Source organism: Cellulomonas sp. P4_H4 (assembly GCF_056400865.1).
The window spans coordinates 604,520-619,957 of sequence record NZ_JBFUKL010000002.1 but is presented as its reverse complement, the minus strand read 5'-3'; the positions used below and the strand labels follow the sequence as shown (position 1 = coordinate 619,957).

The following is a 15,438-nucleotide window of genomic DNA, read 5'->3' as shown; positions in this document are numbered from 1 at the left end:
ACCTTGGGTACTCCTTTGAGGACGGCCCCGCCACCCGAGATGTCTGATTTTTTTTCGCGTCTCGCCACCCGGACCTGCGACGATGACGCCGTGACCCGACCCACCACCCCGGCCGAAGCCTGGTCCGCACTACGCGAGGGCAACGAGCGTTTCGTCCACGGCGAGATGCTGCATCCGTCGCAGGGCGTGGACCATCGTGCAGAGCTGAGCGCCGCCCAGCATCCGTTCGCCGTGATCTTCGGCTGCTCCGACTCGCGCGTGGCCGCCGAGATCATCTTCGACCAGGGGCTCGGCGACGTGTTCGTCGTCCGGACCGCCGGCCACGTGCTCGACACCACCGTGATCGGGTCGATCGAGTACGGCGTCGACGTGCTCGGCGCCTCGCTCGTCGTGGTGCTGGGCCACGACAGCTGCGGCGCCGTCGCGGCCGCGACGACCGCCCTGACGACCGGCGAGCTGCCCACCGGATTCGTGCGAGCAATCGTCGATCGCGTCATCCCGAGCATCGTCAACCTCGCCGGCGGCGGGCCCGGAGCGCTCGGTTCGCTCGATCCTGCGGTGCTCGGGCACGAGCACGTCAAGCACACCGTCCGGATGCTGCAGGGCTACTCCCGCTCGCTCGCCGAGTCCGTCGTCGCAGGGCGGGTCGCGATCATCGGCCTGGAGTACACCCTGGCCGACGGCACGGTCCACCTCTCGGAGGCCGTCGGAGCCGTGTAGTCCGCTACGGCCACCACACGTCGTCTGGCCGAGGCAGCGCGCCCGGCTCGTCGTCGTGCGATGTCTGGCGCTCACGCCAGTAGGTCGAGCCGTCCGCGCGACGACCCAGCAGCCCGGCCTCGACAAGGTCTCGCCTGAGTCGCACCGGATCGTCGGTGAGCTCGGCGATCCGCGCGGTCACCTCGGCCTCGGTCAGCCACTCTCCCGGCGCGAGGGCTCGGGCGGCAAGGTGCTCCAGGACCAGGTCCCGGTCGGCGCTGCGCCGCGGCGAGCGCACCCAGCGGCCGTGGTGGAGGAAGCGCTCGGCGCGGCACTCGTCGTCCATACGACGATCGTGCCAAGCGACCGGCGCGCGCGCCGCCCTCGTCGTTCGTCACACCGTGCAGAGGGGGACCTGCGGGTGCGGCAGGATGGTCCGCATGACTTCCGAGTACCGCATCGAGCACGACACCATGGGTGAGGTCCGCGTCCCCGTCGACGCCCTCTACCGAGCGCAGACGCAGCGCGCCGTCGAGAACTTCCCGATCTCCGGCAACCGGATCGAGCGAGGCCACATCGAGGCCCTCGCCCGCATCAAGAAGGCTGCCGCCCGCGCCAACGCGGAGCTCGGAGTCCTCGAGCAGGACATCGCCGACGCCATCGTGGCCGCTGCGGACGACGTCGCCGGCGGTGCGTACGACGGCGACTTCCCGATCGACGTCTACCAGACCGGGTCGGGCACGAGCTCGAACATGAACACCAACGAGGTGCTCGCCACGCTGGCCACCCGCCGCCTGGGCCGCGACGTGCACCCCAACGACCACGTCAACGCGTCGCAGTCGTCCAATGACGTGTTCCCCACGTCGGTGCACGTCGCCGCGACCGCCGGCGTCGTCCGCGACCTGATCCCCGCGCTCGCGCACCTCGCGGTCGCGCTGGAGGAGAAGGCGCTCGAGTGGTCGCAGGTGGTCAAGTCCGGCCGCACGCACCTCATGGACGCGACGCCCGTGACGCTCGGGCAGGAGTTCGGCGGGTACGCGGCTGCGGTCCGCTACGGCATCGAGCGCCTGGAGTCGGCGCTCCCCCGCGCCGCCGAGGTCCCCCTCGGTGGCACCGCTGTCGGCACCGGCATCAACACGCCCGCCGGGTTCCCGCAGCGCGTGATCGAGCTGCTCCGCGAGGACACAGGCCTGCCGCTCACCGAGGCCCGCGACCACTTCGAGGCCCAGAGCGGCCGTGACGGGCTGGTCGAGCTGTCCGGCGCGCTGCGCACGATCGCGGTCAGCCTGACGAAGATCTGCAACGACCTGCGCTGGATGGGTTCGGGCCCGAACACCGGTCTCGGCGAGATCGCGATCCCGGACCTGCAGCCTGGGTCGTCGATCATGCCCGGCAAGGTCAACCCGGTGATCCCCGAGGCCGTGCTCATGGTCGCCGCGCGCGTGATCGGCAACGACGCCACGGTCGCGTGGGCCGGTGCGAGCGGGTCGTTCGAGCTCAACGTGCAGATCCCGGTGATCGCGGCCGGCGTGCTGGAGTCGATTCGGCTCCTGACCAACGCGTCGCGCCTGCTGGCGGACAAGACGGTCCTGGGCCTGGTGGCGAACGTGGACCGCGCCCGGGCGCTGGCCGAGTCGTCGCCGTCGATCGTGACCCCGCTGAACCGCGTGATCGGGTACGAGGCGGCAGCGAAGATCGCCAAGCACGCCGTGAAGCAGGGCATCACCGTGCGGCAGGCCGTGGTCGACCTGGGCTTCGTCGAGCGTGGTGAGGTCACCGAGGACCAGCTGGACTCGGCGCTCGACGTGCTGAGCATGACGCGTCCGCCCAGCTGACCAGAGCATGAGAAAGGCCCGGTCCTCGTACGTACGAGGGCCGGGCCTTTCGTTGTACGTCAGACCTCGACGGGCACCGGAGCGGCCTGCGCCGGTGCGGCGTGGTGCGTGCGGCCGCCCTTCATCGCGACACTCGCGACGAGCCCGATGACCAGGACGCCGAGCGTGAACAGGAGCGTCTGCGTGACGGCGGTGGCGAACCCGGAGTGCACGGCCGTGGTGGCTGCCGCCTGGATCTGCGCCGCGACATCCGCCGGGACGGAGTCGGGCAGCTTGATGCCGCCCGCGGAACCGTTGGCGAACGCCCCACCGGCGTTGGCGAACCCGTCGACGAAGCTCTGACGGAAGTCCTCGGGCAGGTTGGCAGCCTGGTCGCGTGCAGCGGCCGGGATGGTGACCGCGAGGCGCGAGGTCATGAGGGCGACGATGACGGCCGAGCCGATGACGCCACCGATCTGCCGCGTGGTGTTGAACGCACCCGCACCCGCGCCCGCGGTCCGCTGATCGAGGCCGGAGGTCGCCAGCGACGCCAACGGCGAGAACAGTGCGCCGGTGCCGATGCCGAACAGGCACATGGGCAGGACGAGCTGCCAGATCGGCGAGTCCGGCTGGATGACGGCGGCAAGCAGGAACACGGAGATCGACACGAGCAGGAACCCGGTGGCGACGACCCACTTCGCGGCGATCTTGTCCGAGAGGCGGCCGGCGAACGGTGCCACGATGCCCGACAGCAGCGAGCCCGGCAGTCCGACGAGCGCCGCGTGAAGCGGGCTCAGCCCGAGGACCTCCTGCAGGAACAGCGTGAACGGGAAGAAGATCCCCGTCATCGCGAAGGTCACCGACGCCCCGGCCACGTTGGACAACGAGAAGTTCCGGCTGTGGAACAGCGACAACGGCAGGAGCGCGTCTGCCTTGAGGTGACGCTGCCACAGGATGAAGCCGGTCAGGACGACAACCCCTGCCCCGATGACGCTCCACACCGTGATCGGACCGGTGATGGTGCCCCAGTCGTAGGTCGCACCCTCCTGGATGCCGAACACGAGCAGGAACATGCCGCCGACCGACAGCACGACGCCGAGGCCGTCGAACGAGCGGTTGGCCGTCGGCAGGGTGGGCAGGCGGGTGATCGCGAACCACAGGGCCACGACGGCGACGGGGATGTTGATGTAGAAGATCCACTCCCAGCCAGCCGACTGGACGAGGATGCCGCCGAGCACAGGGCCGGCGATCGTGGCGACGCCAGCGACAGCACCCCAGATGCCCAGGGCCGCCCCGCGCTTTTGCGGCGGGAAGACACGCGTGATCATCGACATCGTCTGCGGCGTCATCAGGGCGGCGCCAACACCCTGGACCGCGCGCGCGGCGATGAGCATCTCGATCGAGCCGGACAGGCCGCACCACAGCGAGGCGAGCGTGAAGATCACGAGGCCGAGGATGAACACGGGACGCGGCCCGAAACGGTCGCCTAGGCGGCCGGTCACCAGGAGCAGGGTGGCGAACGTGAGCAGGTAGGCGCTGTTGACCCAACCCACGGCCGTCAGGTCGGCGTCGAACGCCGAGATTAGCGATGGGATGGCGATGTTCACGATGGTGGTGTCCACCATGATCATGAAGAAGCCGAGGCAGAGCGCCGGCAGGATGCTCCACGGGCTGCGCCCGTGCAGGTCGACGAGTGCCTGGGGCGACTCAGAAGTCATGAGGATTCCTTGGTTCGGGGTGGTGCGGTTCGGGGTGGTGTGCGTGCGGTAGAGAGACGTTCGGGGCGCCGACGGATCGACTATGCCGTGGGGGTCTGACACCCGCGTAGCCGATGGCGGGCTTCCTTGAACTCGGACGGGAACGGCTGGGCCCAGTTGAGCGCGTCGGCACGGAGCTCCTCGAGCGTGCGGTCGAGCCACGCGACCTCTGCGTCCAGGATCGCCAGATCGTGCTCGACGTCCAGCAGATATCGGCGCGGCAGGCCCATCGTGCGCAGCTGCTCCCGGGCGGCCGCCAAGCCGGCCAGGTTCGCAGCCTCCCGCTCGCGACGCCGGACGAGCTGCTCGATCGCGCTCGCCGCCGGGATCTCGTGCGCCTCGGCGAGGCCGACCGAGAAGAGCGGGTAGGCAGGGTGGTCGTCCCCCAGGAACGACGTCAGGCGGGCGGCGAAGGCCGACCTGCCGGCATCGGTGATCCGGTACGTGGTGCGCTCGGGACGGTTCCCGGCGCGCTCGGTGCCGGCGGCCTCGACGAGGCCCTCCTTCTCGAGGCGCTCGACGCCGTGGTAGACGGCCCCGGCGTTGACCCGCACGAGCCGGGTGTCGCCGCGCTCTACGAGGTTCTGGTGCACCTGGTAGGGGTGCATCGGTTGCTCGTGCAGCAACGCCAGGATCATCACGGCCACCGCCGAGAGCTCACCGATCGCCACGACATATCCTCCCGATCAACTATTCCGGTCGGAATATAACCATGGGAATGGTCCGGATCGCAACCAGACCCGGTGGCCTGACGACGGCCAGAGACACGAACGGGCACCGACCCGCAGGTCGGTGCCCGTCGACGTTCGTCCGTGAACCGTCAGACCTCGATGCGCTCCAGCAGCTCGGTGACCAGCGCCGCGACGGGCGACCGCTCGGACCGCGTGAGCGTGACGTGCGCGAACAGCGGGTGGCCCTTGAGCGCCTCGATCACCGCGGCGACGCCGTCGTGCCGGCCGACGCGCAGGTTGTCGCGCTGCGCGACGTCGTGGGTCATCACGACACGTGAGCTCTGCCCGATGCGCGACAGGACCGTCAGGAGCACGTTCCGCTCCAGCGACTGCGCCTCGTCGACGATCACGAACGCGTCGTGCAGAGAGCGGCCGCGGATGTGCGTGAGCGGCAGCACCTCGAGGATGTCGCGGTCCATGATCTCCTCGACGACCTCCTTGCTGACGAGCGCGCCGAGGGTGTCGAACACCGCCTGCGCCCAGGGGTTCATCTTCTCGTCGGCCCCACCGGGCAGGTAGCCGAGGTCCTGCCCGCCGACCGCGTACAGCGGGCGGAACACCATGACCTTGCGGTGCTGGCGGCGCTCCAGGACGGCCTCGAGACCGGCGCACAGGGCGAGCGCCGACTTGCCGGTACCCGCGCTGCCACCGAGCGAGACGATGCCGATCTCCTCGTCGAGAAGGAGGTCGATCGCGATCCTCTGCTCCGCGCTGCGGCCGTGCAGGCCGAACACGTCGCGGTCGCCGCGGACGAGCTGGACGTGCTTGTCCGCGGTCACACGTCCGAGCGCCGAGCCGCGCGGGCTGTGCAGGACCAGACCGGTGTGGCAGGGGAGGTCGTTCGGGTTGGTGCTCGCCAACGACGTCGGCGCGAACCCGGTGGCGACGTCCGCGAGCGCGATCGACTCGTGCTCCCACAGGTCCGACATCTGGTTCTCGGCGAGGTCGAGGGCGTCCATGCCGGTCCAGCCCGAGTCGACCACCTGCTCGCCGCGGTACTCCTCGGCCCTCAGGCCGCAGGCCGACGCCTTGACGCGCATCGGCAGGTCCTTGGAGACGACCGTGACGTCGTGGCCGTCGGCGGCGAGGTTGGCCGCGACCGCGAGGATCCGGGTGTCGTTGTCGCCGAGGCGGAAGCCCGCCGGAAGGACCGTCGGATCCGTGTGGTTCAGCTCGACCGTGAGCGTTCCGCCCTCGTCGCCCAGCGGGATCGGGACGTCCAGGCGTCCGTGCTCGATCCGCAGGTCGTCGAGCATCCGCAGGGCCGAGCGGGCGAAGTAGCCGAGCTCCGCGTGGTGGCGCTTGGCCTCCAGCTCCGTGATGACGACGACGGGGAGGACCACGTCGTGCTCCGCGAACCGCAGCATCGCCCGCGGGTCCGAGAGGAGGACTGAGGTGTCGAGCACGTGCATCCTGCGGCCGTCCGTCGCTTCGACGGACTCGGGGGTCTTCTGCACCTTGTTCACCACGGCAGGCTCCCTCTGGCGCTACGTGCGCCGAGACGAGCACCGATCACCGGCGGCCTGCGGAGAGCTCGAGGCCCACAGCAGCACCACGCACCGATGTTCGGCGACGGGATGGGGGCGGTCGGCCCCTCCGGAGAGGGTGGGCCGGATCCGGCCCTCCTCCCGGAGCGAGTGCTCCATGGGCTGGCCTCCCGGGGACGGCGGTCGCTGTCCTCTACGGCGGAAACTACCCCGCGAACGACGGAGTCCAGCCCGACACGCGACAACGTCACACTGTGTTCACACAGGTTCGCCCGGCCGTTGCGCCCTAACGGCCCAGTCGACGTTCCCGTGCCGCGTACGCGCGAACCGCCCGGAGGAAGTCGACCCGACGGAAGTCGGGCCAGTACGCCTCGCAGAAGTAGAACTCCGAGTGCGCGCTCTGCCAGAGCAGGAACCCGCCGAGACGCTGCTCGCCCGACGTGCGGATCACGAGCTCGGGGTCGGGCTGGCCCTTGGTGTAGAGCCGGTCCGCGATGTGCCCCATGTCGAAGTCCTCGGCCAGCTCGTCCAGGCTCGATCCCGCCTCCGCGTGCTCGCGCAGGAACGCGCGCACGGCGTCGGCGATCTCGCGGCGACCCCCGTAGCCCACCGCGACGTTGACGTGCAGGCCGACGATGCCGGTCGTCGCATCCTGGGCCGCGACGAGCGCCTTGGCCGTGTGGTCGGGCAGCATGTCGAGCGCGCCGACCGCCTGGACGCGCCATCGCCCCGTCGCGGCAAGCTCACCGACGACGTCCTCGATGATCGCGAGCAGCGGCTCGAGCTCGTCGGGCGAACGCTCCAGGTTGTCCGTCGAGAGAAGCCAGAGCGTCACCACCTCGACGCCGATGTCCTCGCTCCACTCCAGCAGGTCGGCGATCTTGTCCCCACCCGCGCGGTGGCCGTGCGCGGTCGACCCGCCGATGCTGCGAGCCCAGCGTCGGTTCCCGTCGAGGATGACGCCGACGTGGCGCGGGATGCCCTCCGCGGGGAGGGAGGCGGCCAGCCGTCGCTCGTACAACCCGTAGAGCGGATGGGGCAGGCGCACGCGCGCTCCTTGTGTGTCGGAGTCCCGGACCCGCACACGCTACTCCTCGCGACCTCGTCGTCCGACCTGTTCCGGGGCATGATCGAGGTCGGTCGACACCATTACCTACGGTGCCGTAACCTACGCAATCGTAAGTTAGGTTCCGACGAAACGAGATCCGCTCCATGAGCACCTCCCCCGCGCCCGCACCGGGCTCGTCGGACGCGTCCCACATCTCCGAGGTCGCCGACTTGGTGGCGGAGACCGTCAAGCCCCACCTGCGCGGCTGGATCCACCTCGGCGTCACGCCGCTCGTGGTCATCGCGTCGATCGTGCTGGTCGTGCTCTCCCCGACGTCGCAGGCCAAGTGGTCGTGCGCGGTCTTCGGGCTCACCGCGATCATGCTCTTCGGCACCAGCGCGCTCTACCACCGCGGACACTGGTCGCCGACGACCGCAGCGGTCCTGCGGCGGCTCGACCACACCAACATCTTCCTGATCATCGCGGGCACCTACACGCCCTTGTCGATCCTGCTGCTGCCGGCGACGACCGCCCGCGTGCTGCTCATCGTGGTCTGGTCCGGGGCCATCGTCGGGCTGCTGGCACGCGTCTTCTGGCTCGGCGCCCCCCGCTGGTTCTACGTGCCCGTGTACGTCGCGCTCGGCTGGGTCGCCGTGTGGTTCTTCCCGTCGTTCTACCGCTCGGGCGGCCCCTGGATCGTGTTCTGGATCGCCCTCGGCGGGCTCGCCTACACGCTCGGCGCGGTCGTCTACGGCACCAAGCGACCCAACCCGAGCCCGCGTTGGTTCGGGTTCCACGAGATCTTCCACGTGCTGACCGTGGTCGGTTTCGGGTGCCACTACATCGCCGTGTCGATGGCGTCGTACTCGTCCTGAACCGTCAGGCGAGCGGCACCACGGTGTAGCGGCGGTTGGCCAGCGAGGGGTTCTGGAGGCGGACCTCGAGCAGCGCGTCACCGTCGATGTCGACCGTGCGGACGCTCGGCTCCTCGTCGCACTCGAGCCCCACCACACCGTCGGGTCCGACGACGAGCGAACGGCCCACGACACCGCGACCGGCCTGCCCGACACCGATGACCGTCGACGTGTTCTCGATGGCCCGCGCCACGGCGAGCGTCCGCCAGTGCATCGCCTTGAGGGGGCCGTCGGCCCACGCCGCCGGGACCACGATCACCTGGGCACCCGCGTCGACGAGGCGTCGCGCCGACTCGGGGAACCGCAGGTCGTAGCAGGTCATCACGCCGAACGTCAGGCCACCGACCTCGAGCACCAGCGGGGGCGCGTCCGCGGGGCCGGCGGCAAGGCGGTCGGACTCACGCTGACCGAACGCGTCGTACAGGTGGACCTTGCGGTACAGCCCGACGAGCTCGCCCGACCCGTCGATCGCCACGATCGCGTTCACACCGTGCTGCGCGTCCGGGCCGGGCAGAGTCGTGCCGGCGAGCACGGCGACCTTCGTCTTCGCCGCACGTTCGCGCAGCATCGTGACGAAGTGGCCCGAGAGCGGTTCCGCGTGCTCCGGGCCGACGCCGTGCGGGTCGAACCCGGACGAGTACTCGGGCAGCACCAGGAGGTCCGACCGGCGTCCGCCCGCGATCTTGAACGCGTCGCCGACGATGTCGCGGTTGACGCTGTGGTCCGAGCCGACCTCCAGCTGGGCGATCGTGACCCGCACGGCGGGCCGCTCCGGAGGGTTGGTCACCGGGACCGACCGGGATCGTCGTCGTCGGGCCGGTCCAGCCGGAAGTCCGCGTCGACCTCCGAGTCCGGACCCGCCGCCCCTGCGTCGATGACGCCGACGTCCAGGTGCGGCCGGTCGGCGTCGTCCGCGGCGAACGGGTCGCCCTTCGGCTCGTCCAGACCCAGCTGCTGCGCCCGGCGGTCCACGCGGCGCATCTGCTTGGTCAGCGACAGGAACAGGAACACCGCGGCGATGGCGACCAGGAACGTGAAGACGAAGCCGAGGAAGCCCGGGGAGCCGGCCTTCGTCGGGTCGATCGAGACGTCGGTCGGAGAGGGACTCGGCTCGACGAGGGTCCAGCCGCGCGCGACCAGCCGGTGGATCACGAGGCGCCGCCACGCAGGCCCGCGAACAGGTCGTCCTCCGGGAGGTTCGTCGGCACCCGCGACTGTGCGAGCTCGTACTCCTCCGTGGGCCACTTGCTGAGCTCGAGCTCGCGCGGCATGGCGAAGAAGAAGCCATCCGGGTCGATCTGCGTCGCGTGCGCGCGCAGGGCCGCATCCCGGTGCTCGAAGTACGCGCTCGCCTCGATGCGGGTGGTGACCTCGCGCTCCGGGACCTCACGTGCCTCGCGCGAGTCGATCCACTCACCGAACGGCGACTCGCGGCCGGCCTCGAGCAGCGCCTCGTGGATCGCGCGCATCCGGACCAGCGAGAAGCCACCGTTGTAGTAGAGCTTCGACACCGTCCACGGCTCACCCCGGCCCACGTAGCGCTCGGGGTCACCCGCCGCCTCGAAGGCCTCGACCGACACCTTGTGGCACATGATGTGGTCGGGGTGCGGGTAGCCGCCGTTCTCGTCGTACGTCGTCATGACGTGCGGCTTGAAGCTCCGCACGAGCTCGACCAGCGGTGCGGCCGCCTCCTCCAGCGGGACGAGCGCGAAGCAGCCTTCCGGCAGCGGCGGCAGCGGGTCGCCCTCCGGCAGACCCGAGTCGACGAAGCCCAGCCAGCGGTGCTGCACGCCGAGCGCCTCCGCCGCCGCCGCCATCTCGGCCCGTCGCAGCGCATGCATCTCGTCGGGCGCGACCTCGCCGTAGCTCGGGTTCAGCACGTCGCCGCGCTCGCCGCCCGTGCAGGACACGACCAGGACGTCGACGCCTTCGGCCGCGTACCTCGCTGTGGTCGCGGCACCCTTGCTCGACTCGTCGTCGGGGTGGGCGTGCACCGCCATCAGGCGCAGCCGCTCTCCGGTCACCTCGGGCCTCCCGTCGGTCCGTCCGGCCGACACTCGGCACGGACGGGTGTGTGGACGAGAGACAATGATTACTCACGCGGCACCCACGTCGCGCCACCACCCGCCCTCGGAGGATCGTCGTGACCGTCCTGCAGCCGCCCCCCGGCCGCTACGGTCCCGCGCCGACCCCCTCGTCGGGTCGTCGACGCCGGCTGGGGCTCGTGGCCGTCGCGGTCGTCGGGCTCGCCGTCGCCCTCTGGATCGCGCTCAACGTCGCCGGACAGCCCGTGTCCTGGAAGGACGTCGGCTTCCACGTCCAGGGTCCGCAGGCCATCGACGTGACGTTCGAGGTGACGAAGGCGAAGGACGCGACCGTGACGTGCCAGGTCAAGGCGCTGTCCGAGTCCTACGCCGAGGTGGGCGTGCGCACCGTCACGGTCGGGCCCGCGGACACGGCGTCGCAGCGCATCACGGCGACCGTGCAGACCACCGAGCTGGCCGTCAGCGGCACCGTCGACAGGTGCGACCTCGTCCCCTGATCCACCGCCACCGGGCACGTCGTCGTATCGCCGGAACGGGCGATCTTGCGCCTCCCACCCGGTCCGGGACGTGCCGGCTTGCTATCCTGTTCGTTTCTACGCCGCCCCGGTCCGGCGTCACCACTCGTCGACGCGACCGAGAGGGAACGGCGGTACCTGGAACCCATCCCCTGGAGAATCCCCCCGGGGGCATGACCAACGCATGTGTGAAAGGAGCGATCGTGACCGAAACGAATGCAGCCACCTGGCTGACGCAGGAGGCCTACGACCGGCTCACTGCCGAGCTCGCGCACCTCGAGGGCGCCGGGCGGGACGAGGTCGTCTCCCGCATCGCTGCCGCCCGCGACGAGGGCGACCTCAAGGAGAACGGCGGCTACCACGCCGCTCGCGAGGAGCAGGGCAAGCAGGAGGCCCGGATCCGCGAGCTCAAGGAGAAGCTGCGCAACGTCCACATCGGGACGCCGCCCGACAACGGGATCGTCGAGCCCGGCATGGTCGTGACGGCCGTCGTGGGCGGCGACGAGATGGTGTTCCTGCTCGGCTCGCGCGAGATCGCCGGGTCGTCGGACATCGACGTCTACTCACCGACGTCCCCGCTCGGTGCCGCGATCAACGGCACCAAGATCGGCGACTCGACGAGCTACCTGGCGCCCAACGGTCGTGAGATCGCGGTCTCGATCACCGACGCCAAGCCCTTCGTCGGCTGACGCACCGAACGTCGCAGAGGCGCCGCTCCCGTTCGCGGGGTCGGCGCCTCTGGCATGTCAGGCGCCCGTGAGGCGGTAGCCGGCGGCCGTGAGGGCCTCGACCACGTGCGCGCAGTGCTCCGGCCCCTTCGTCTCTACCTGGACCTCGATGGCCACCTCGTCGAACGCGAGGTCCACCACGGTGCGAGCGTGCGAGACGTGCATGACGTTCCCGCCGGTCGCGGCCAGGTCGTGCAGGAGGGACGCGAGGGCGCCCGGCGTGTCGTCCAGCCGGACGCGCAGCTGCAGGAACCGCCCCGCCGACGCCAGCCCGTGCCGCACGACCCGCATGAGGACCAGCGGGTCGATGTTGCCGCCGGAGAGGATCGCGACGACCGGACCGCTGAAGCCCGCCGACGACGCCATGATCGACGCGACCGACGCCGCGCCGGACGGCTCGACGATCAGCTTGGCCCGCTCGGCGAGCAGCAGCAGCGCGCGCGACAGGTCCTCCTCGGACACCGTCCGCACGGGCACGTGGTGGGACGACAGGATCTCGAACGGCACCGTGCCGGGCACACCGACCGCGATGCCGTCCGCCATCGTGCGCAGCTCGGGCGCAGGGATCGGGTGACCCGCCGCGAGGGACGCCGGGTACGAGGCGGCCCGTGCCGCCTGGACCCCGATGACCTGGACCGACGGTCGCAGCTCGGCGAGCGCGGCGACAATTCCCGCCGCGAGACCACCCCCGCCGATCGGCACGATCACGGTCCCGACGTCGGGAACCTGCTCGACGATCTCGAGCGCGAGAGTCCCCTGACCCGCCACGACGTCCGGGTGGTCGAACGGGTGGATCAGGACGGCACCGGTCCGCTCGGCGTACGCGTGGGCGTGCAGCAGCGCCTCGTCGACGCTGTCGCCCACGAGCTCGACCCGCGCGCCGTAGTCCCGGGTCGCCGCGATCTTCGGGAGCGCCGCGTCGACCGGCATGAACACGGCCGACGAGATCCCCAGCATCCGGGCGGCGAGCGCGACCCCCTGCGCGTGGTTCCCGGCGCTGGCCGCGACGACGCCCCGCGCCTGTTCCTGCGCGGAGAGGCGCGCCATGCGCACGTACGCGCCCCGGAGCTTGAACGAGCCCGTGCGCTGCAGGTTCTCGCACTTGAGCCAGACCTCGGAGCCGACGAGGTGGGACAGGGCGCGGCTGATCTGCACCGGCGTGCGGTCGGAGACACCGTCGAGCATCTCCGCCGCAGCGCGAACCTCAGCGAGACCGATCATCGGGCGTCCGGCCCAGGCTCGTCGGCGGCGTCCGGGAGGTCCGCCTCCTCGTCGGCGGCCTGCGTCGCTTCCGCCTCCATCTCGGCCTCGGCCACCTGCGCGATGGCCCGGTCGAGGACCGGATGGCCACGGCCGCGCACGGGTACGTGGTCGTCCCGGCCCAGCTGCGGGAACTTGTCGTGGCCGTGCAGGTAGAGGACCACCGTGTTCACGGTCGCGGCGATCGGCACGGCGAACAGCGCGCCGACGATGCCCGCGACGAACGAGCCCGCCGCCACCGACAGCAGCACGGCGACCGGGTGCAGCGAGACCGCGTGCCCCATGAGGAACGGCTGCAGCCCGTGGCCCTCGATCTGCTGCACGAGCACCACGACCGCGAGCATGAGCAGCGCGTTGCCGGGGCCGTTGGCGACGAGTGCGACGAGCACGGCCACCGACCCCGTCACGACGGCACCGACGATCGGCACGAACGACCCGAGGAACACCAGCACGGCGAGCGGGAGCGCGAGGGGTACCCCGAGCAGTGCTGCGCCCAGACCGATGCCGAACGCGTCGACCGCGGCCACCAGGATCTGCGTGCGCGTGTAGGCGCCCAGGGTGACCAGCCCACGTCGCCCGGCCTGGTGCACGTGCTCACGGGAGCCACGCGGCAGCAGACCGACCACCCACGACCAGATGGTCCGGCCGTCGAGCAGGAAGAAGAAGGTGCAGAACAGGGCGATGAGCGCGCCCGCCGCGACGTGCCCGACGGTCGTCGTGGCGTGCAGTGCCCCCGAGACCAGCCCGGAGTTGCTGCTGCTCATCGACTCGCGGATCGTGTCGACGTACTTCGTGATGTCGTCGGTGGTCAGCTGCAACGGACCGGTCGCGAGCCAGTCGGTGAGCTGGTCGATGCCCTTCGACGCCTGGTCCCCGAGCTCCCCGATGCCCTTGATGATCGAGCGAGCCGCAAGGGTGACCAGTCCGGCGACGAAGACGACCATCGTGACGACGCAGATCGCGACCGCGGCGACGCGGGGCAACCGGGTGTGCCGGTCGAGCCAGCCGACGAAGGGTGCGAGCAGCACGGTCAAGAGGAGCGCCACCGCGATCGGGACCACCACGACCTTGAGCTCGTTGAGCAGCCACAACAGCACCGCGAGCGCGGCCCCGATGAGCAGCAACCGCCAGGACCAGCTCGCGGCCGCCCTGATCGAGGGCGGGACCGGCGACGTGGCGGGGAGCGGCGCCTCGGTCATGCCGGACGCCCGGCAGCGAGTGCCGCCGCGAGGTCCGCGACGAGGTCGTCGACGTCCTCGATGCCGACCGACAGGCGCACGAGGTCGTCAGGAACCTCGAGGACCGTCCCGGCGACCGAGCCGTGCGTCATCTTGTGCGGGTGCTCGACCAGCGACTCGACGCCGCCCAACGACTCGGCGAGCGTGAACACGTGCGTCGCGGCGCAGACCGCGAGCGCGGATGCCTCCGACCCGGTGCGGAACGAGATCATCCCGCCGAACCCGCTCATCTGCCGCGCGGCGACCTCGTGCCCCGGGTGCGACTCGAGGCCCGGGTAGATCACGGACGTCACCGCGTCGTGGCCCTCCAGGTACGCGGCGATCGCCGTCGCGTTGGCGACGTGCCGGTCCATGCGCACGGCGAGCGTCTTGAGGCCGCGCAACGTCAACCACGCGTCGAACGGACCGGCGACCGCACCGGAGGCGTTCTGGTGGAACCGCACGGCGTCGACCAGGGGCCCGTCGAGACCCACCGGCAGCATCGCGCCGTCCCCGACCACGATCGCTCCCCCGACGACGTCCGAGTGGCCCCCGATGTACTTGGTCGTCGAGTGCACGACCACGTCGGCGCCCAGCGCGAGCGGCTGCTGGAGGTAGGGCGTCGCGAAGGTGTTGTCGACGACGAGCAGCGCGCCGACCGAGCGCGCGTGGGCGGACAGCACGGCGATGTCGGCGATGCCGAGCAGCGGGTTGGTCGGAGTCTCGACCCACACCACCTTGGTGCGTCCGGGCTGGATGGCCGCGAGGACAGCGTCCGGGTCGGAGAGGTCGACCGCCGTGTGCTCGATGCCCCACGGCCCGAACACGCGCGCGATCAGGCGGTACGTGCCGCCGTAGGCGTCGTTCGGGATGACGACGTGGTCCCCGGGCCGCAGCGTCGCGCGCAGCAGCGTGTCCTCGGCCGCGAGGCCTGAGGAGAACGCGAACCCTGCGGCTCCGCCCTCGGCGGCCGCGAGCGCGGACTCGAGCGCCGTGCGTGTCGGGTTGGCCGAACGGGAGTACTCGTACCCGCCGCGCAGGCCACCGACGCCGTCCTGCTTGTACGTCGAGGTCGCGTAGATCGGCGGCACCACCGCCCCTGTCGTCGGATCGGGGTCCTGACCTGCATGGATGGCCCTCGTCGAGAAGCCAGCCTTGGACCAGTCGCCGTCGTGGAGCTCCGCATCGTTCGTCACGGACCCAGGCTAGGCGGTCCTGCGCAC

Annotated in this window: 16 protein-coding genes; 5 read left to right on the top strand and 11 right to left on the bottom strand. The window is 70.8% G+C overall.

The genetic code is table 11. The features are described 5' to 3' along the window. The first annotated feature begins 39 nt into the window (after positions 1–39). Positions 40–720, top strand: coding sequence for a carbonic anhydrase (locus tag AC1DPN_RS09070; protein ID WP_477084403.1), 681 nt, complete (start codon positions 40–42; stop codon positions 718–720). A gap of 4 nt (positions 721–724) precedes the next feature. Here the strand turns inward: AC1DPN_RS09070 and AC1DPN_RS09065 are convergent, their stop codons facing one another. Continuing rightward, entirely contained in the window at positions 725–1,045 is a 321-nt protein-coding gene (locus AC1DPN_RS09065) for a DUF2087 domain-containing protein (protein ID WP_477084402.1), read from the bottom strand. Between the two features lie 94 nt (positions 1,046–1,139). Here AC1DPN_RS09065 and AC1DPN_RS09060 point away from each other — a divergent pair, with 94 nt between their 5' ends. After that, positions 1,140–2,534 carry a class II fumarate hydratase gene (locus AC1DPN_RS09060; protein WP_477084401.1) on the top strand — a complete coding sequence of 465 codons (1,395 nt, stop codon included), beginning with the start codon at positions 1,140–1,142 and terminating at the stop codon, positions 2,532–2,534. A 59-nt stretch (positions 2,535–2,593) separates the two neighbouring features. Here AC1DPN_RS09060 and AC1DPN_RS09055 read toward each other — a convergent pair whose 3' ends face one another. The 4 genes from AC1DPN_RS09055 to AC1DPN_RS09040 all read right to left on the bottom strand — a co-directional run bounded on the left by AC1DPN_RS09055 (position 2,594) and on the right by AC1DPN_RS09040 (position 7,536). Beyond that, positions 2,594–4,231, bottom strand: coding sequence for a DHA2 family efflux MFS transporter permease subunit (locus AC1DPN_RS09055; protein ID WP_477084400.1), 1,638 nt, complete (start codon positions 4,229–4,231; stop codon positions 2,594–2,596). A gap of 80 nt (positions 4,232–4,311) precedes the next feature. Beyond that, on the bottom strand, positions 4,312–4,941 hold the full coding sequence (locus tag AC1DPN_RS09050) for a PadR family transcriptional regulator (RefSeq protein WP_477084399.1): 630 nt from the start codon (positions 4,939–4,941) through the stop codon (positions 4,312–4,314). Positions 4,942–5,090: 149 nt separating this feature from the next. Beyond that, positions 5,091–6,413 (bottom strand): PhoH family protein, encoded by a 1,323-nt coding sequence (locus AC1DPN_RS09045; protein ID WP_477084596.1) that lies wholly within the window; start codon positions 6,411–6,413, stop codon positions 5,091–5,093. 361 nt (positions 6,414–6,774) lie between these two features. Beyond that, positions 6,775–7,536 carry an isoprenyl transferase gene (locus AC1DPN_RS09040; RefSeq protein ID WP_477084398.1) on the bottom strand — a complete coding sequence of 254 codons (762 nt, stop codon included), beginning with the start codon at positions 7,534–7,536 and terminating at the stop codon, positions 6,775–6,777. Positions 7,537–7,700: 164 nt separating this feature from the next. Between AC1DPN_RS09040 and trhA the strand changes: the two genes are divergently transcribed. Then, a complete protein-coding gene (gene trhA / locus AC1DPN_RS09035; protein WP_477084397.1) occupies positions 7,701–8,411 on the top strand; it encodes a PAQR family membrane homeostasis protein TrhA in 711 nt (236 codons plus the stop codon). 4 nt (positions 8,412–8,415) lie between these two features. Here the strand turns inward: trhA and AC1DPN_RS09030 are convergent, their stop codons facing one another. Genes AC1DPN_RS09030 through mca form a run of 3 tightly spaced genes read right to left on the bottom strand, consistent with a single transcriptional unit; the run spans position 8,416 to position 10,450 of the window. Next, on the bottom strand, positions 8,416–9,237 hold the full coding sequence (locus AC1DPN_RS09030) for a carbon-nitrogen hydrolase family protein (protein WP_477084396.1): 822 nt from the start codon (positions 9,235–9,237) through the stop codon (positions 8,416–8,418). Continuing rightward, positions 9,234–9,602, bottom strand: coding sequence for a hypothetical protein (locus tag AC1DPN_RS09025; protein WP_477084395.1), 369 nt, complete (start codon positions 9,600–9,602; stop codon positions 9,234–9,236). The genes AC1DPN_RS09030 and AC1DPN_RS09025 overlap by 4 nt, the downstream gene beginning before the upstream one ends. Then, entirely contained in the window at positions 9,599–10,450 is an 852-nt protein-coding gene (gene mca / locus AC1DPN_RS09020; protein WP_477084595.1) for a mycothiol conjugate amidase Mca, read from the bottom strand. The genes AC1DPN_RS09025 and mca overlap by 4 nt, the downstream gene beginning before the upstream one ends. Positions 10,451–10,593: 143 nt before the next feature. On the opposite strand from mca, the gene AC1DPN_RS09015 reads away from it, so the two are divergent. Beyond that, entirely contained in the window at positions 10,594–10,992 is a 399-nt protein-coding gene (locus AC1DPN_RS09015) for a DUF4307 domain-containing protein (RefSeq protein WP_477084394.1), read from the top strand. 221 nt (positions 10,993–11,213) lie between these two features. Next, the gene (gene greA / locus AC1DPN_RS09010) at positions 11,214–11,699 is read left to right on the top strand and encodes a transcription elongation factor GreA (protein ID WP_477084393.1); all 486 of its coding nucleotides are present in this window, start codon (positions 11,214–11,216) and stop codon (positions 11,697–11,699) included. Between the two features lie 57 nt (positions 11,700–11,756). On the opposite strand, the gene ilvA is transcribed toward greA, so the two are convergent. From ilvA to AC1DPN_RS08995, 3 genes are read right to left on the bottom strand one after another with little or no spacing between them, the layout of a single operon-like run. Next, complete coding sequence (gene ilvA, locus AC1DPN_RS09005; protein ID WP_477084392.1) at positions 11,757–12,959, bottom strand: threonine ammonia-lyase; 1,203 nt, start codon at positions 12,957–12,959, stop codon at positions 11,757–11,759. After that, entirely contained in the window at positions 12,956–14,197 is a 1,242-nt protein-coding gene (locus tag AC1DPN_RS09000) for an AI-2E family transporter (RefSeq protein ID WP_477084391.1), read from the bottom strand. The genes ilvA and AC1DPN_RS09000 overlap by 4 nt, the downstream gene beginning before the upstream one ends. Continuing rightward, entirely contained in the window at positions 14,194–15,411 is a 1,218-nt protein-coding gene (locus AC1DPN_RS08995) for a cystathionine gamma-synthase (RefSeq protein ID WP_477084390.1), read from the bottom strand. The genes AC1DPN_RS09000 and AC1DPN_RS08995 overlap by 4 nt, the downstream gene beginning before the upstream one ends. Between the last annotated feature and the right edge of the window lie 27 nt (positions 15,412–15,438).